This is a genomic window from Flavobacterium ustbae, from assembly GCF_003946915.1.
In the GTDB taxonomy this organism is placed as follows: domain Bacteria; phylum Bacteroidota; class Bacteroidia; order Flavobacteriales; family Flavobacteriaceae; genus Flavobacterium; species Flavobacterium ustbae.
Genome location: NZ_RPOC01000018.1, coordinates 1 through 16,514 on the forward strand (window position 1 = coordinate 1; position 16,514 = coordinate 16,514).

General features: G+C 32.9%; 16 protein-coding genes. 9 read left to right on the forward strand and 7 right to left on the reverse strand.

Features of this window, described 5'->3' with window-relative positions; translation table 11 throughout:
• Positions 1-103: 103 nt before the first annotated feature.
• Entirely contained in the window at positions 104-796 is a 693-nt protein-coding gene (locus EG814_RS17620) for an ABC transporter ATP-binding protein (RefSeq protein ID WP_125723211.1), read from the reverse strand.
• A 315-nt stretch (positions 797-1,111) separates the two neighbouring features.
• Here EG814_RS17620 and EG814_RS17625 point away from each other — a divergent pair, with 315 nt between their 5' ends.
• Positions 1,112-1,771, forward strand: coding sequence for a DUF6565 domain-containing protein (locus EG814_RS17625; RefSeq protein ID WP_125723212.1), 660 nt, complete (start codon positions 1,112-1,114; stop codon positions 1,769-1,771).
• Positions 1,772-1,825: 54 nt separating this feature from the next.
• Here the strand turns inward: EG814_RS17625 and EG814_RS17630 are convergent, their stop codons facing one another.
• The 4 genes from EG814_RS17630 to EG814_RS17645 form a co-directional block, all read right to left on the reverse strand.
• Complete coding sequence (locus tag EG814_RS17630; RefSeq protein WP_125723213.1) at positions 1,826-2,605, reverse strand: O-methyltransferase; 780 nt, start codon at positions 2,603-2,605, stop codon at positions 1,826-1,828.
• 22 nt (positions 2,606-2,627) lie between these two features.
• Positions 2,628-3,095 carry an FKBP-type peptidyl-prolyl cis-trans isomerase gene (locus EG814_RS17635; RefSeq protein ID WP_125723214.1) on the reverse strand — a complete coding sequence of 156 codons (468 nt, stop codon included), beginning with the start codon at positions 3,093-3,095 and terminating at the stop codon, positions 2,628-2,630.
• 124 nt (positions 3,096-3,219) lie between these two features.
• Positions 3,220-5,082 (reverse strand): ABC-F family ATP-binding cassette domain-containing protein, encoded by a 1,863-nt coding sequence (locus tag EG814_RS17640; protein ID WP_125723215.1) that lies wholly within the window; start codon positions 5,080-5,082, stop codon positions 3,220-3,222.
• A gap of 91 nt (positions 5,083-5,173) precedes the next feature.
• Complete coding sequence (locus EG814_RS17645) at positions 5,174-6,139, reverse strand: T9SS C-terminal target domain-containing protein (RefSeq protein WP_125723216.1); 966 nt, start codon at positions 6,137-6,139, stop codon at positions 5,174-5,176.
• A 149-nt stretch (positions 6,140-6,288) separates the two neighbouring features.
• On the opposite strand from EG814_RS17645, the gene EG814_RS17650 reads away from it, so the two are divergent.
• Positions 6,289-7,707 carry an undecaprenyl-phosphate glucose phosphotransferase gene (locus EG814_RS17650; protein WP_125723217.1) on the forward strand — a complete coding sequence of 473 codons (1,419 nt, stop codon included), beginning with the start codon at positions 6,289-6,291 and terminating at the stop codon, positions 7,705-7,707.
• Between the two features lie 7 nt (positions 7,708-7,714).
• Here the strand turns inward: EG814_RS17650 and EG814_RS17655 are convergent, their stop codons facing one another.
• On the reverse strand, positions 7,715-8,452 hold the full coding sequence (locus EG814_RS17655) for a tyrosine-protein phosphatase (protein WP_125723218.1): 738 nt from the start codon (positions 8,450-8,452) through the stop codon (positions 7,715-7,717).
• A 111-nt stretch (positions 8,453-8,563) separates the two neighbouring features.
• Here EG814_RS17655 and EG814_RS17660 point away from each other — a divergent pair, with 111 nt between their 5' ends.
• Positions 8,564-9,760 (forward strand): DUF5009 domain-containing protein, encoded by a 1,197-nt coding sequence (locus EG814_RS17660; protein WP_125723219.1) that lies wholly within the window; start codon positions 8,564-8,566, stop codon positions 9,758-9,760.
• A 73-nt stretch (positions 9,761-9,833) separates the two neighbouring features.
• On the opposite strand, the gene EG814_RS17665 is transcribed toward EG814_RS17660, so the two are convergent.
• The gene (locus tag EG814_RS17665; RefSeq protein ID WP_125723220.1) at positions 9,834-10,385 is read right to left on the reverse strand and encodes a hypothetical protein; all 552 of its coding nucleotides are present in this window, start codon (positions 10,383-10,385) and stop codon (positions 9,834-9,836) included.
• A gap of 193 nt (positions 10,386-10,578) precedes the next feature.
• Here EG814_RS17665 and EG814_RS17670 point away from each other — a divergent pair, with 193 nt between their 5' ends.
• The 6 genes from EG814_RS17670 (at position 10,579) to EG814_RS17695 (ending at position 16,370) form a co-directional block, all read left to right on the forward strand.
• Entirely contained in the window at positions 10,579-11,679 is a 1,101-nt protein-coding gene (locus tag EG814_RS17670; RefSeq protein WP_125723221.1) for a BamA/TamA family outer membrane protein, read from the forward strand.
• A 30-nt stretch (positions 11,680-11,709) separates the two neighbouring features.
• Positions 11,710-12,873, forward strand: coding sequence for a glycosyltransferase family 2 protein (locus tag EG814_RS17675; protein ID WP_125723222.1), 1,164 nt, complete (start codon positions 11,710-11,712; stop codon positions 12,871-12,873).
• Positions 12,874-12,957: 84 nt separating this feature from the next.
• Positions 12,958-14,334, forward strand: coding sequence for a dihydrolipoamide acetyltransferase family protein (locus EG814_RS17680; protein WP_125723223.1), 1,377 nt, complete (start codon positions 12,958-12,960; stop codon positions 14,332-14,334).
• 220 nt (positions 14,335-14,554) lie between these two features.
• The gene (locus EG814_RS17685; RefSeq protein ID WP_125723224.1) at positions 14,555-15,325 is read left to right on the forward strand and encodes a 3'-5' exonuclease; all 771 of its coding nucleotides are present in this window, start codon (positions 14,555-14,557) and stop codon (positions 15,323-15,325) included.
• A gap of 89 nt (positions 15,326-15,414) precedes the next feature.
• Complete coding sequence (locus tag EG814_RS17690) at positions 15,415-16,026, forward strand: fumarylacetoacetate hydrolase family protein (RefSeq protein ID WP_125723225.1); 612 nt, start codon at positions 15,415-15,417, stop codon at positions 16,024-16,026.
• Positions 16,026-16,370, forward strand: a complete 345-nt coding sequence (locus EG814_RS17695; protein WP_008468078.1) for an Hpt domain-containing protein — start codon at positions 16,026-16,028, stop codon at positions 16,368-16,370. Before EG814_RS17690 ends, EG814_RS17695 begins: the two co-directional genes overlap by 1 nt.
• Positions 16,371-16,514: the final 144 nt, after the last annotated feature.

Below are 16,514 nucleotides of genomic sequence, written 5' to 3' on the forward strand. Positions count from 1 at the left end.
AAAATCTAAAATCTAAAATCTAAAATCTAAAATCTAAAATCTAAAATCTAAAATCTAAAATCTAAAATCTAAAATCTAAAATCTAAAATCTAAAATCTAAAATCTAAAATTCTTTTCTCGTGTCACTTTCGATTAATCCGTCACGTAAACGGATAACTCGGTGCGCATAAGCCGCAATATCTTCTTCGTGCGTTACTAGAATTACAGTGTTTCCTTGTGCATGAATATCTCCGAAAAGCTTCATAATTTCTACAGAAGTTTTACTGTCTAAGTTTCCGGTTGGTTCATCGGCCAGAATGATTGAAGGTTTATTGACCAATGCACGGGCAACTGCAACACGCTGACGCTGTCCTCCAGAAAGCTGGTTGGGCTGGTGATCCATTCTATCGGCTAGATTAACTTGCTTTAAAACTTCGGTGGCTCTTGCAATACGATCAGACTTTCCGTAACCGGCATAAATCATTGGAAGTGCAACATTATCTAAAGCTGTTGTTCTTGGCAAAAGATTGAAAGTCTGAAAAACAAAACCAATTTCTTTGTTTCGAATTTCGGCCAATTCATCATCTCTCATCTGGCTGACATCTTTTCCGTTTAAAACATAATGTCCAGAAGTTGGCGTATCTAAACAGCCTAATAAATTCATTAATGTAGATTTACCAGATCCAGAAGGTCCCATCAAAGCGACATATTCACCTTTATTGATTTCTAAATTTATTCCTTTTAAAACATAAACCGTTTCATTGCCCAAAATAAAATTTCGTTTAATATCGGTTATTTTAATTAATGGTTCAGCCATTTCGTTTTACAATTTTGGATTTAAAAGTACAAAACACTTTTCAATAAAAACCATAAGTAGCTAAGAATTGGATTTTGTTACAATATATAATACAATATATAAAAGGTATAAAGTTTTTCACATTAGATAGAATTTCAAAAAAAAGTCAGAAAATATAATGTTATGCGATTTTATTTAATTTTTATATAATTAACATTATTTTGCGCGTTTTATAGTTTTAAAACATTTTTAATTTTTAAAACATGAGAATAATGTAATTTATTAACTTAGTTATTGAGTAAATTTGGTTATATAATTAATTAAATAATCAGAATTATGAAAAATATCAAAATAACTATCGTTATCGCATTAATTGCATTAGGTTTTACGTCATGTAAGGATGAAAAACAAGAAAAAGCTCAAAAAACAGTAGACAGCTATGTTGTTTATGTTGACTCTGTTAAAAATGTAGCAGCTGCTGATTTGAAAGACAATTGGCAAAGTGTAGAAGCAGAGTATGACAGAAGATCTCAAGAAGCTCAAGCGGCTTTAGCAGATATTAAAGACAATGCTGCTGCAACTGAGAAAGTGAATGCAAGTAAAATTAAATACGAGGAATTTAAAAATGAAATTACCGCCCAATTTGCCCCTCCAGCTTCTAGTCCGAAACAATCATTGAGAGATGCTTTGTTTGGTGCAGGAAAAATTGGTGACGATATGAATTTCAGCTGGGTGAATGCCCAAAATATTCATAGCGTTTATCAGCAGTTTGTTCATACTGTAGAAAACAATAAAGATAGCTATTCTAGAGAAGACTGGGATGAAATCAAATTAATGTATGAAGCTCTTGACAGCCGTAAAAATACAGTTGAAAAAGAAGGTTTATCTGCAGAGGATAACCGTAAAATTGCTGGTTTGAAAGTTAAGTTTGCACCAATGTATACTGTAAACAGAATGGGAGCTAAATCTGAAGAAAATAAAGATGCTAAAAAATAAGATTTTTAAAATTTTGAATTAGGAAAAAAGACGATCAGAATTGATCGTCTTTTTTTATGCTCTTATTATAAAATGTTGTTTTGGCTGTTCATATCTAAAAAACACAAATCCCCATTGGAAAGTATCAATCGTGACCTTTACTTGTGGATGATTTTTGATAATCTCCCAAGCTTCTTCCATATCTTCTGACCAATGAATATCATCAAAAATCCAAACTGAATCATTGTCTATAGTTGGCAGCAAGAGCTTAAAATATTCTAAAGTGGCTTTTTTAGAATGATTTCCGTCAAAATAGATTAGATTGTAATTTGTGGCTTGAATGTTCTCAGAAATTAAAAAAGATTCAAATTCAGAAACTACATTTTCAACGTTTTTACAGTCAAAATCAGTTAATTGATTTTGCGCAATAGTCGCAGTATTTGGACAGCCTTCAATAGTGATTACTTTGGCTTTCGGATTACCTAATGCTAAAGCCGATGTTGCCAAGCCTAAAGAAGTTCCAATTTCTAAAATATTTTTTGGCTGAAAATAATTGGTGACACGAAATAATAATTCTGCTCGTTTTGGCGAAATTCCAGCTGTTTGTGCAATTTTAGAGATTTGTCTTCTGTTTGATTTAAAAACCCTTGAACCCGCTCCAAAATCGGTTACATCAATGAAGTTTTTGTTTTCTAAAAGTGATTTTCTGTATTTTTTTAAAATTGCATATTCAGGTTTGCTTTTCTTATCATAAAAACATTTTGTCAGCAAATTAAAAACAAACGGCGAATGGACCGCATGTTCGTTTTTAGAATGCCAAAGAAATTTTAGATACGATTTTATTTGAAAAAGCATTTAGAAATTTAAAATGGAATAATTAATTTACTTTAATCAATTTTACATCAAAAATAAGTACAGCGCCTCCAGGAATACCTGGTCTGCCGAAACTTCCATAGCCTAGGTGAGATGGAATTAGCAATGCTCCGCTGCCTCCTTCTTTAAATAACTGAATTCCCTCTGTCCATCCTGGGATTACTCCATTTAAAGGGAACTCTATTCCAGAACTGCTGCTTTGGTCGAATGTTTTTCCGTTAGTAAAAGAACCTGTGTATGCAACAGTAACTGAAGAGGTTGCAGTAGGTTGTTTTCCTGTTCCCGGTTCATTTATGATGTAGTACAAACCAGATTCTGTTCGCTGTGCCGTTAAATTGTTTTTGGTAATATAATCTTTGATTTCTTGTTCGTTTTGTTCTGTGTAGTCTTTTTGAGGTGTCTTTTCTTTGTCAGAACTTGAACAGGAAACTAAAATTGTCAAGGCAAATAATGCAGATAATAATTTTTTCATTGTGGTATTTTGTTTGTATTATAAATGATTGTTCGTTTCATAAGATTTACTAGAAAGAATCGAAGATTCATAAAGAAAATGCATATCTCTGCATTTTCTTTATGAATCTCTGAGTAATAAAAAACTATCCTTCCAATTTAGCAGAAAGTTCAAACCAGCGTTCTTCTTTTGCGTCTATTTTGTTAATTATATTTTGAAGTTCGTTTGCTTTTTTCTCAATATCGGCATCAGCAACTTTTCCATCAGAGAATAATTGTTCGATTTTAGTTTTTTCAATTTCTAAATCCTTGATTTCTCTTTCTATTTTTTGATATTCTTTTTGTTCATTAAAACTTAGATTTCCTGTTGGATTATTTTGTTTCCAGTCTTTCTTCTCGGCTTTGTTTTCTTCTTTTTGTGCTACATCGGCACTATCTTCATAAGCTCTAAAATCAGAATAGTTTCCTGGGAAATTTTCGATTTCTCCTTCTCCTCTAAAGACAAATAAATAATCGACAATCTTGTCCATAAAATAACGGTCGTGAGAAACAACCAAAAGACATCCAGGATAATCTAAAAGGAAACTTTCCAATACATTCAAAGTCACAATATCCAAATCGTTTGTGGGCTCATCGAGAATCAAAAAGTTCGGATTCTGAATTAAAACGGTACATAAATACAAACGTTTTAATTCTCCACCGCTTAATTTTTCGACATAATCGTACTGTTTTTTAGCATCAAAAAGAAAACGCTCCAATAATTGTGAAGCCGAAATAATTTTTCCTTTTGTAAGCGGAATATATTCTCCGTATTCTTTTATAATGTCAATAACACGCTGTCCCGGCTTTGGGTTAATTCCAGATTGCGTATAGTAACCTACTTTTATGGTATCGCCTTTTACAACACGCCCGCTGTCTGGCGGAATTGTTCCTGTCAGAAGATTTAAGAAAGTCGATTTTCCAGTTCCGTTTTTACCGATAATTCCAATTCTTTCTCCACGCTGAAAATCAAAACTGAAATTGTCCAAAATAACACGGTCTTTGAATTTTTTAGAAAGTTTGTGAAGCTCAATAATTTTGCTTCCCATTCTTTCCATATTTATTTCAAGCTCCACTTTATTTTCTTTTCGACGGCTTTGTGCTTTTTCTTTAATAACATAAAAATCATCCTGACGAGATTTAGATTTGGTTGTTCTCGCTTTTGGCTGGCGGCGCATCCATTCTAATTCTTTAACAAATAGGTTTTTAGCTTTGTCAATACTAGCATTTTCAGAAGTGATTCTTTCTTCTTTTTTCTGAAGATAGTAAGAATAATTTCCTTTGTATTGATATAGTTTTCCGTTGTCTAATTCGATGATTTCGTTGCAAACACGCTCCAAAAAGAAACGGTCGTGCGTTACCATAAACAGCGTAATATTTTCTTTAGCAAAATAACTTTCAAGCCATTCGATCATTTCAAGATCTAAATGGTTGGTCGGCTCATCTAGAATTAATAAATCTGGACGATTAATTAGAATTATAGCCAATGAAAGACGCTTTTTTTGTCCTCCAGAAAGATTTTTTACTTTAAGTTTGAAATCTTCGAGCTTTAATTTAAAGAGAATTTGTTTGTATTGTGTTTCAAAATCCCAAGCATTATGCTGATCCATAGCATCAAAAGCTTTTTGATAAGCTTCTTCGTCAGCAGGATTTTCTAAAGCTTTTTCATAAGCTTCAATAACTTTCAGCGTTTCGTTGTCAGAAGCGAAAATACTTTCTTCAATCGTCAATTCGTCTTGCAGATTATTATCCTGAGAAAGAAATGCCATTCTAATTCCTTTTCTTAAAACAACTTGACCAGTATCAGGTTCTTCCAAACCATTAATAATACTCATTATGGTAGTTTTTCCAGAACCATTTTTGGCAATAAAAGCGATTTTTTGATCTTTATTGATTCCAAAAGAAATGTTGTCAAAAAGGACTCTTTCGCCAAATGACTTCGATATATTTTCTACAGATAAGTAATTCACTTTTGTAATTGTAAGTTATAAATTATGGGTTATGAATGTTTTCTAAAACATAACTTTCTGCAAAAGTAAACTATTATCTTGCATTTGCGAATTATTTATGGAGATACAAACCAAGTAGCGAACTCAAATCGAAATAATGAATTTGCTGAGGATTGTTTAAAATGGGTTTTCGGATTAGAGATTCATTTGTAATAAAATAATGAAGGCCGTCTTTTGTCGCAATTCCTTCTACTTGATGAAAAGGAAGTTTTAAGTTGATTCGTCTTTTATTTCCAGACAAAAAGTCCTGATTTTTAAAATCGTAAAGAAGATATAAAAAGGGTTTTCCAACTTTTGTATAACCACACAAAACAATAAGTTTTTGGTCTTCTAGATAAGTTGCGCCAGTAACTAAGCCTTTTGTATCCAATGTCGATTTTAATTTCGCAATTTGAGTTCCGGACTCATTGGGGAGTACATAGATGGCTGTTTTAGACGATTTCCATTGTTTGGTAAACAGATAAATGCTGTCTTTGGCAACAATAAAAGCTTCGCAGTCAAAATCGGTTTTGTTGGGTTTTGAAGTCGAAAAATCGATTTGATCAGAATAAGAAAATGAGATAGTTTCAATTTTGGGATTTTCTTCTAGAAAAGAGCTTTTTTCGATTTTAAGTATTTTCAAATCAGTTCTATTTCCAGCATAATTATTGCCAAAATCACCAATATAAATATGTGTGCTGTCCTGTGAGATTTCTTCCCAATCATGATTAATAACTTCTGGAAGAACAATTTTCTTTTTTATTTTCCCTAACGAATCCAATCCGTAAATTGTTGTATCGTGATCGTCGTTATGCGTCCAAAATAAATTATTAAAAGCAATTAAACCTGAAGTTTCTTTTATCGAATCGCTTAATTGGATAGAATATTCGGGTTTTAGTTTTAAATTTTTGTAACGGCAGCTTCCGTCATTCTCGCTAGAAATAGTGTTGTAATTTTCTGCTTGCGGATCTGTACAGCCATGAACTTGAGAATAAATGGAAGTGGAAATCATTAAAAAGAAAAATACAATTTTTAGCATGAGTACAATTTTAAGTATGCATAGGATAAAAGTAAAGTTTTAAATAATAGAATAAAATAAGTATTATAAAATATAATTTAAGTGTTACTTTGCATCACTTTAGCGTAAAGTCTTTTTTTGCTCTTTTAGGATAAGATTAAGTCCCCATTATGAAAATTCTGCAAAAATTATCTCATTATCGAATTTCACGTTATTATAAACTTTTGTTTGTAATAGTCGATATTGTTTTGCTAAATCTTGCTACAGTGCTTTCTGCTTTAGCCAGATTTGGAAATTTGGATAAATTATTGTCTAAAGAAGAAAGAACAATTTCGCTTTTGGCCATTTTAATATGGGTGGGATTATTGTTGCAAAAAGATTCTAACCGCAGTGTACGAGTAGAACCGATAGAATCGATTTTGTGGCGCACCATTAAAAAGATTTCTATACATGCCGCTTTAGTTTCAATATTCGTCGTATATCTAAAATATACAGATATTTCGAGACTTCGTTTGGTTTATTTCTATCTGATATTTTTTGGGGTATTAATGTTTTCTCGATACTTTTCAATGAAACTTCTAAAGTACGTTCGAGCTCAGGGATACAATTTTAAAACTTTTATAATCGTTGGCGCAAATGAATCTGGTGACAAAATTAGAAAAGTATTAGCCAGAGATTTAACTTACGGGTATAAGTTTTTAGGTTTTTTTGACAAAAAAAGTAATCAAAAAAATATTGATCCGGCCTTGATTATTGGGCAGTTTGAGGACATCAAAACTTTTTTGGACGACAACGAAGTAGATGAAATGTATGTTGCACTTCATATTGATAACATAGAAATCATTAACCAACTAACAAAAATCTGTGAACAGAAAATGGTCAGAATTAAGTTTATTCCAGATTTTCAGCTGTATACAAAAGCAAGCAAAGTCGAAGTTGCTTTTTATGAAAATACACCCGTTCTGATGTTTCGTCCCGAGCCGTTAGAATTTGCTTCAAACAGGCTTATAAAAAAGATTTTTGATATTTGTTTTTCGGGTCTGGTAATCTTGCTGGTTTTTCCTTGGTTGTTTCCTATTATTATGATTATTATCAAATTAGAATCGCCAGGACCAATATTTTTTAAACAAGAAAGATCGGGGAGAGACAATCGCTCGTTTACATGTCTAAAATTTAGAAGTATGCATGTAAATGGTCTGGCTCATAATAAGCAGGCAGAAAAAGGTGACAGCCGTATAACCAATTTTGGAGCTTTTATTCGTAAAACCAGTTTAGACGAACTGCCTCAGTTTTTTAATGTATTTTGGGGAGACATGTCGGTTGTAGGGCCAAGACCGCATATGGTGAATCTTGCTAAAGAATACAGCGATCTTATCAATAATTATCTGGTACGCCAATATGCTAAACCTGGAATTACAGGTTGGGCGCAGGTAAATGGTTTTAGAGGCGAAACAAAGGTTTTAAGCGATATGGAAAATAGAGTAGAATATGATATTTGGTATATCGAAAACTGGAGTTTTTTACTTGATATTAAAATTATTGTAAAAACGGTTATCAATATTTTTAAAGGAGAAGAAAACGCGTATTAGGCTTTTTTTAAAATTTAAAAAAAGCATTATTACCGATAACTTCTTTTAAAGGCGCAAGATTTTTAATCTTTATTTTGCTGTCAAAAGCTGCGATATGTTTTTTATGATGCACATCCGATCCGCAAAAAGTGTATAGGCCTTTCTCCAAAAGTTCGTCTGCGATTTTAGTGATTTTAGAACCGTAATAATCCACAGTAGAAAGCAGGTTTAGCTGAAACATACAGCCAGCATTTTTTAATTTTTCATATTCTGAAAACCTATTATGGTAAAAAGTATAACGTTCAGGATGAGCCAAAACAGGAATATAACCTGCTACTTGTATCTCAAAAATAGTCTTGTAAATATTTAAAGGAGCATTTAGGTACGAAATTTCAACTAAAACATAATTGTCTTTCAATGTCAGAAGTTTTTCTTCTTTAAAATGATTTTCGAACCAGCTGTCTATAAAATATTCTGCAGCAGATCGAACAGGTGTTTTAATTTTATTTTCTTCTAATGCATTTTGAGTTTCCTGAAGTTTTGCGGCAATAATTTCAGGAGAATTATTCCATACATAATGATTAATGTGCGGGGTGGTGATAATCTGAGAAATCCCAAGATTTTCTAAAGAAGAAACCAGTTTAATGGACTTTGTTATGTTTTGGGCTCCATCATCGATTCCTGGCAGAATATGCGAATGAATGTCTGTAAAAGTTCCGTCAAGGAGTTCTTTTAATACGGGTTTTGATTGAAGGAATGATAGCATGAAAACAAAAAGTTTAAATCAGTTCTATAACGCGCAAAATTAATCTAGAATTTGTAACAAGACATTTTAGAATTATGTTATATTTGATTTTTAGTAAAAAAGTAGAAAATTATGAAAATAAAAGAGAATCTGTTTAATCAGCGTATTATTTCTATTGATGCTTTGCGTGGAATTACCATTTTTGTAATGATTTTTGTAAATGAATTGGCAAGTATCAAAAACGTTCCACAATGGATGAAACACATGCCCGCAGATGCAGATGCCATGACTTTTGTAGATTTAGTTTTTCCTGCTTTTTTATTTATTGTCGGAATGTCTATTCCATTTGCTTTTAACGCGAGATTGCTAAAAGGAGACAGTCCGAAAACAATTTGGACACACACTTTAAAAAGGGCAATTGCTCTTATAATAATTGGTGTTTTTATGGTTAATGCCGAATATGGCTACGACGCTTCAAAAATGATAATCGAACCCGCATTTTGGGGACTTTTGGCTTACTTGATGCCAATTCCAATTTGGAATAAATACCCGAAAGATTTTCCGCTTTGGTTAAAAAATGTATTGCAATATGGAGGAATGCTGGTTTTAATAGCTTTATACTTTTTATATGTTCAAGAAGAGACTGGAGAAATCGGAATTACGCCAAAATGGTGGGGAATTCTCGGCTTGATCGGATGGGCGTATCTCTTTACCGTAATTTATTATTGGCTTGTAAATGGAAATCTTTGGGCAATGATCGGATTTTTAGTTTTTTCTGTTGCAATGAATTCTTTAAATCTAATAGAAAACTCTTTCGTTCAAAATACTTCTTGGATAAGCTTTATCGCCGGACATCTTACGCATGCATCACTTGCAGCTGCGGGAGTTGTAATTTCGTTATTGTTTTTTGATCGAAAAAAAATAAGTGAAAAAATAAACTGGCCTGTAATTGGTTTTATTGTTTTGTTTACCGGTACAGCTATTTTACTTCGTCCGTATTTCGGAATTTCAAAAATAAAAGGAACACCTTCGTGGACAATGTTTTCGGCATCAATTTGTACTATTCTGTTTTATTTTCTGTATTGGCTCATGGAAGTTAAAAAACAAACCAAATGGAGCGAATTTTTTATGCCCGCTGCCGCAAATCCGTTATTGATTTATATTTTGCCTGGCGTTATTTATTATTTCAATAAAACGCTTAATATTCATATTCTCCCAGAATATTTTTCAGAAGGAGTTCCGGGAATTATTTGGTCTTTAGTATTTGCTACGATTATGCTTTTTGTAATGAAAATTTTGAACCGATATAAAATTCAGATGCAACTTTAATTTAGTGTTCAGTGGTCAGTTTTTTAGTGTTCAGAATTAGCAAACTGATTACTAAAAAACTGAACACTGACCACTAAAACACAACCGCCTTAATCTTCAAAACAGATCCTGAAACTGGATGATAATTTACAAAATTAAGCTTACAGATATTGTGAATGTTTAATGTTTTGCCATTTGGAAGTTCATCTTGTTTGAAATCGGCCCAAGGAATTTTTATCGTAGAAAAATGTTTTGGAGACGCAGGAAGATTTATTCTCGGATGCGAGCCTCCATGCACACAACCTGTTCCCTCAGCATTTCCTTCTCTCGCTTGCAGTTTTATAATTTGTGTCGATTGATACGTGATCTCAATATATTTAGATTCTGAAAGATTCGTCGGAACCCCGTCGTTGGTTTCAGAATTGGCAATCATTACATTGAGTTCGATTTCTCCTTTTGGATTATCTTTTGCTGTCACAGAAACAATTCCTTTCTTCAAGCGCAAAGTATTTATTGCTTCTTCATTTTCAATAGAAGGTCCGGCAATAAACCATTTGTTCGATTTTACAAGATCAATTTTGTTTTGCCCTTCTGCTTTGAAGAAAGAGATAAATGCCAGAACAAATAAAATGGAAAAATTCTTCATGAATCGAGTTTTAACATACAATCAAATATAGTTTTTTTAAGAAATTAAAAATACAGCTTAATTTATTTAAAAATATTTAAATTTGTAAGAGAAGGTTTTTAAGATATTGTGTGTGAGTAGTTTAAAAATTAAATACATCTTGTTTTTATTTTTAATCGCGTCATTTTGCCAAGCTCAAAATGATAGTACAGTCGTGGGCACAAGAGACATTTTAGATGTTATTCATAAAATTTTTGACAAGCAAGATACCATTCGTCCGGAAAGAAAGAAAAAACTAACTTTTTCTTTATTGCCAGTTCCTGTTGGTGTTAATTCCAGCAATGGTTTAGTCGTTTCTTTCTTAACAACATTTTATTTAGGCGATGCCGAAACGACCAAAATGTCTCAAATTACTTTTTCGCCTTATTTTAGTTTTAGCAAACAATTTGTATTTCCGATCCAGTCTTATATTTATTCGAAGGATAATAAATGGAATCTTATTGGAGATTATCGTTACATGATTTATCCTCAAGATACTTACGGATTGGGTGAACATGAATCTGAAAAAGAAATGTCAACACTCGATTATCAGCAGTGGCGTTTTTATCAGTTTATAACAAGAAAGATTGTGGGAAATTATCGCTTGGGAGTTGGTTTTCTTTTAGATAATTATCAAAATATTTCTGAAGAATCTTATATAGATGGAGAAACCGATTATTATCAATATATGAATGGCGACTATTCTAATGAAACCTCATTTGGGTTTGCAATTCAGGGATTGTACGATTCGAGAGAAAATATAATAAACCCAAAAGAAGGTTTGTATGTCGAAGCCGATTTGCGAATAAATACCAGCGGAGTAGAAGGAGACAAATGGCAGTCTTTATATTTTGATGCCAGAAAATACCATTCCTTTAGTACAACCAAACATCGAGTTTGGGCTTCTAGAGCTTTTTATTGGTCAACATTTGGCGGAAAACCACATTATTTAGATTTACCAAGTATTGGCTGGGATCGTGAAGGAAAAACAGGCCGTGGATTTACCAAAAATAGATATCGAAGCAATGCTTTAATTTATTTTGAAACCGAATACAGAACCGATATCAGTCGTAACGGATTTTTCGGTGCTGTTTTTTTTACCAATATTTCGTCGGTTTCTAAATTAGATACTTATCAATTTAAAAAATGGAATCCCGCAGTTGGAACCGGAATCCGTATAAAATGGAACAAACGCAATGGCAGTAATCTCGCATTAGATTACGGAATTAGCAAAAACGATTGGTCATTGCGCTTGGGGTTATCAGAAAATTTCTAACTTCGGCCAAAATCTACAGATTCACTTTTCATGCAATTATCGGTTGTTATTCTTAATTACAATGTGCGTTACTTTCTCGAACAATGCCTTTTAAGTGTTCAGGAAGCGATTGCAGCTATCGATGCCGAAATTATTGTAGTTGATAATTATTCATTAGACGAAAGTGTTTTGATGCTGAAAGAAAAATTTCCCGACGTAAAGCTGATTGAAAATAAAGAGAATTTTGGTTTCCCCAAAGGCAATAATATTGGTGTTCGTCAAGCGAAAGGAAAATACATATGTATTTTGAATCCTGATACTGTTGTTGCAGAAGATACTTTTACAAAGATTCTGGCTTTCGCCGAAAGGCAAAATAATCTCGGAATTGTCGGCTGTAAACTGATTGATGGAACAGGGGAATTTCTGCCAGAAAGCAAACGCGGAATTCCAACGCCTTGGGTTGCCTTCACAAAAATTTTCGGATTGTATAAAATCTTTCCCAAAACAAAACTTTTCAATCAATATTACGCGCAGCATTTAAAAGAAAACGAAACAGGAAAAGTCGATATTCTTGTTGGTGCTTTTATGTTTTTAGAAAGAAATCTGTATGAAGATTTGAATGGTTTTGATGAAAACTGTTTCATGTACGCAGATGATATCGATTTGTCTTTCCGTGCATTGCAAAAGAAAAAGACTAATTATTATTTTCACGAAACCACTGTTTTACACTATAAAGGAGAAAGTACAGTAAAAGATGAAAAGTACATGATGAGGTTTCAAGAAGCAATGAATTTCTTTTATCAGAAACATTTTAAGAAGTCGCTGTTTTTTAGCTTTTTCATCCAAATCGGAACTTGGTTTTTCTCTTTTGCAAAAATGTTTCAGGGTAAAGCGAGAATAAATCCGAATCCAGAATCGTATGTTTTTTATTCTTTAAATGAAGATTTGTCTCAAAAATTAGCCTTAACTTTAAAAAATAAAGTCCAGTTTTTAAAAATCCCGAAAGAAAAAATGGTAAATTCGTGCCTGATTTTTAAGGGAAAAAAGGTCGAAATTATTTTAGATAATCAATACATTTCATTCAAAAAATGTATCGAAATCATAGAAACTCTTAAAGATAAGAGTATTACTTTTAAAATTTTACCTAAAAAGACCCATTTTGTTATTGGAAGCGATTCCAGAAATGAAAGGGGGCAAATTGTAAAAATTGAGTAAAAAATTATATTAAGTGTAATTTATGTTTAAAATATTCATTAATTTCGCAATCTGAAAATCAAAAACATCTTTTAGATTAACAATATGGCAAGATTTGAATTAAAGCTTCCGAAAATGGGAGAAAGTGTCGCTGAAGCAACTATTACCAATTGGTTGAAAGAAGTAGGAGACAAAATTGAGGCTGATGAAGCCGTACTCGAAATTGCAACCGATAAAGTTGACAGTGAAGTGCCTAGCGAAGTATCAGGGATTTTAGTTGAGCAATTGTTTGGTAAAGATGATTTAGTGCAAGTAGGGCAAACTATTGCTATTATTGAAACTGAAGGAGGCGATGCGCCAACTGCAATAGTAAATAATGCTGAAGAAACTGCTGCTCCTGCTGAAGCTGTCGATCCCGAAACTTCGGGAGAAAAAACAATTGATGCGGTAAAAGAAACGGTAACTACTTCTCAAGATTTTTCAGGATCGGATAAATTCTTCTCTCCATTAGTGAAAAATATTGCAAAAGAAGAAGGTATTTCTTTAAATGAACTTGAAAACATGTCGGGTTCAGGAAAAGATGGCCGAGTGACTAAAGAAGATATTCTAAAATATATAGAAGACCGTAAAACTGGAACGGTTCAAGCGCCAAAACAGGTTGAAGAAACTACGAAAACAGTAGAAGAAACTCCGAAAGTAACAGTTGAAACTCCAAAAGCAGTTGAGCCAGTTGTTCAAAAAAGTCAGCAAGCAGTTCCTGTTTCTGTAAATGGCGGTGACGAGATTGTTGAAATGGACAGAATGCGTAAGCTGATTTCTGGTTATATGGTCGCTTCTGTACAAACTTCTGCTCACGTTCAGTCTTTTATTGAGGTAGACGTAACAAACATTGTAAAATGGAGAGATAAAGTAAAAGCAGCTTTTGAGAAAAGAGAAGGCGAGAAATTGACTTTTACTCCGATTATGATGGAAGCTGTTGCAAAAGCTTTAAAAGATTTTCCAGGAATGAACATTTCTGTTGACGGAGATTATATCATTAAAAAGAAAAATATCAATTTAGGAATGGCAGCGGCTCTTCCAAACGGAAATTTAATTGTTCCTGTAATTAAAAATGCAGATCAGTTAAATTTGGTTGGAATGGCAAAAGCGGTTAACGATTTAGGAAACCGTGCAAAAGCTGGAAAACTAAAACCAGACGATACGCAAGGCGGAACTTATACGGTTACAAACGTTGGTACTTTTGGAAGTGTTTTCGGAACTCCAATTATCAACCAACCACAAGTTGGAATTCTAGCTCTTGGAGCAATTCGTAAAGTGCCTGCGGTTATTGAAACTCCAGAAGGTGATTTTATCGGAATCCGTCAGAAAATGTTCTTGTCGCACTCTTACGATCATAGAGTTGTGGACGGAGCGCTTGGAGGAAGTTTCGTAAAAAGAGTAGCAGAATATTTAGAAGCTTTTGATGTTGATAGAGATTTCTAAAAATTCAATCATATAAATAAATTCAAATCCGATAAGTTTTAAACTTGTCGGATTTTCTTTTATAAGAAAAGAATGAAGTAAAAATGTACGATCTTGCTGTTAGACTTATTTTTGAAAAGTTAAAATCGCGATTAGAAAGCTTTTTTTAAACAAAAAAAATCAGAATAAAGGAAGAAATTCCGCTTTAAAAATTACATTTGTAAACTTATAAAAATTAGAAATGGAATTAAAACTTAACAAACCAATTTGCTTTTTTGATCTCGAAACAACGGGAATTGATATCGGTAAAGATAGAATCGTAGAAATTTCAATATTCAAAGTTTTTCCTAACGGAAACAAAGAAAGTAAAACCTGGCTGGTTAATCCAACAATTCCAATTCCTCCACAAACAACTGCAGTTCATGGCATCACAGACGAAAAAGTGGCTAATGAACCAACTTTTGCAGAACTTGCTCCGCATATTCATAATATGATTAAAGACAGTGATCTTGGCGGATTCAATTCTGATCGTTTTGATATTCCACTTCTGGCTGAAGAATTGCTTCGCGCTGGAGTCGATTTTGATATGAAAAATAAAGTTTCTGTAGATGTTCAGACTATTTTCCATAAAATGGAAGAGCGTACTTTGAGTGCGGCTTTAAAATTTTACTGCGGAAAAACTCTAGATAACGCGCACTCGGCAGAAGCAGATACTATGGCAACTTACGAGATTCTGAAAGCACAGTTAGATCGTTATCCAGAACTGGAAAACGATATGAAATCATTGTCAGAATTTACAACTCGTAAAAAAATCGCCGATTTTGCCGGAATGATCGCTTTTGATAAAGATGACGAAGAAATTTTTACTTTTGGAAAGCATAAAGGAGCTAAAGTGGAAAAAGTTTTAGAATCAGAACCAGGATATTTCAGCTGGATTCAAAACGCCGATTTTCCTTTGTATACCAAAAAAGTTTTGACAGCAATTAAATTAAGAAAATTAAACACGAAATAAAGTATTCAGTGTTCAGGAATTAGTGTTCAGTATTTTAGGACGCTAAGATTTGCTGAACACTAAAAACTGATAACTGAACACTTAATAGAATGAAGATTGTTTGTGTCGGCAGGAATTATGCCAATCATATAGAAGAGTTGAAAAACGAACGCCCGAGTGAGCCGGTTGTTTTTATGAAGCCAGATTCGGCAGTTTTGCTGAAACAGCATCCATTTGTTATTCCAGAATTTTCGGAAGATGTACATCATGAAGTTGAGATAATCGTTAAGATTAATAAAGTTGGAAAATATATCGAGCCAAAATTTGCACACAAATATTATGACGATATAAGCGTAGGAATTGATTTTACTGCGCGAGATCTGCAAAGTAAGCTGAAGGAAAAAGGGCTTCCGTGGGAAAAAGCTAAAGCATTTGATGGTTCGGCGGTTATTGGTGATTTTTTACCAAAAACTGATTTTGTTTCTATGGAAAATCTTAATTTTGAACTAAAAAGTAACGGCGAGACGGTTCAAAAAGGGAATTCGGAAATGATGCTTTGGAAGATTGATGAATTAATTTCGCACGTATCACAATTCTTTACATTAAAAATTGGAGATATTATTTTTACAGGAACGCCGGCGGGTGTCGCGGCTGTAAAACCAAATGATATTTTAGAAGGCTTTTTAGAAGATAAAAAATTATTCAGAATACAAGTAAAGTAATGGCTTTAAAATACAACCTTTCGAAAGTGTATGCACTTTCAGATAACGATCCTGAATTTGTAAATCAGATTTTAACCTTGTTTGTAACAGAAGTACCAGAAGATTTAAAGCAAATCAAGGAAGGAATTAAAAAAAAGGATCATAAATATGCCTATTCTTATGCACACAAAATAAAGCCAACATTAGATTTGATGGGGCTTAATGTGGCTTTTGAAGAAATCTTGCAGGTAGAAGCGTGGACAAAAGCTGAAGGCAAGAAAAAAGATATTATCGAGACTTTTAAAAGCATTAAAGTGCAAGTAAAAGAAGCGATAAAAGAAATAAAAAAAGATTTCGATCTTTAATATAATTTTGACTTATTTCTGTTGGCAAATAGAAATAAGTCAAAATCTTTTTTTGAATTTTGTAAGCAGCTTGTAGTTTATAAAAGCTGTTATGGCCTCCTTCAAAACAAAATTTAAATAAATCTACATTATAAATTACTGACT

What these genes read in the sequence shown, in the direction of transcription:
- EG814_RS17665 (WP_125723220.1), bottom strand. Translation starts at nt 10,385, where the DNA reads ATGAAGAATTTTTCCATTTTATTTGTTCTGGCATTTATCTCTTTCTTC.
- EG814_RS17620 (WP_125723211.1), bottom strand. Translation starts at nt 796, where the DNA reads ATGGCTGAACCATTAATTAAAATAACCGATATTAAACGAAATTTTATT.
- EG814_RS17685 (WP_125723224.1), top strand. Translation starts at nt 14,555, where the DNA reads ATGGAATTAAAACTTAACAAACCAATTTGCTTTTTTGATCTCGAAACA.
- EG814_RS17635 (WP_125723214.1), bottom strand. Translation starts at nt 3,095, where the DNA reads ATGAAAAAATTATTATCTGCATTATTTGCCTTGACAATTTTAGTTTCC.
- EG814_RS17630 (WP_125723213.1), bottom strand. Translation starts at nt 2,605, where the DNA reads ATGCTTTTTCAAATAAAATCGTATCTAAAATTTCTTTGGCATTCTAAA.
- EG814_RS17660 (WP_125723219.1), top strand. Translation starts at nt 8,564, where the DNA reads ATGAAAATAAAAGAGAATCTGTTTAATCAGCGTATTATTTCTATTGAT.
- EG814_RS17645 (WP_125723216.1), bottom strand. Translation starts at nt 6,139, where the DNA reads ATGCTAAAAATTGTATTTTTCTTTTTAATGATTTCCACTTCCATTTAT.
- EG814_RS17655 (WP_125723218.1), bottom strand. Translation starts at nt 8,452, where the DNA reads ATGCTATCATTCCTTCAATCAAAACCCGTATTAAAAGAACTCCTTGAC.
- EG814_RS17695 (WP_008468078.1), top strand. Translation starts at nt 16,026, where the DNA reads ATGGCTTTAAAATACAACCTTTCGAAAGTGTATGCACTTTCAGATAAC.
- EG814_RS17650 (WP_125723217.1), top strand. Translation starts at nt 6,289, where the DNA reads ATGAAAATTCTGCAAAAATTATCTCATTATCGAATTTCACGTTATTAT.
- EG814_RS17690 (WP_125723225.1), top strand. Translation starts at nt 15,415, where the DNA reads ATGAAGATTGTTTGTGTCGGCAGGAATTATGCCAATCATATAGAAGAG.
- EG814_RS17675 (WP_125723222.1), top strand. Translation starts at nt 11,710, where the DNA reads ATGCAATTATCGGTTGTTATTCTTAATTACAATGTGCGTTACTTTCTC.
- EG814_RS17625 (WP_125723212.1), top strand. Translation starts at nt 1,112, where the DNA reads ATGAAAAATATCAAAATAACTATCGTTATCGCATTAATTGCATTAGGT.
- EG814_RS17680 (WP_125723223.1), top strand. Translation starts at nt 12,958, where the DNA reads ATGGCAAGATTTGAATTAAAGCTTCCGAAAATGGGAGAAAGTGTCGCT.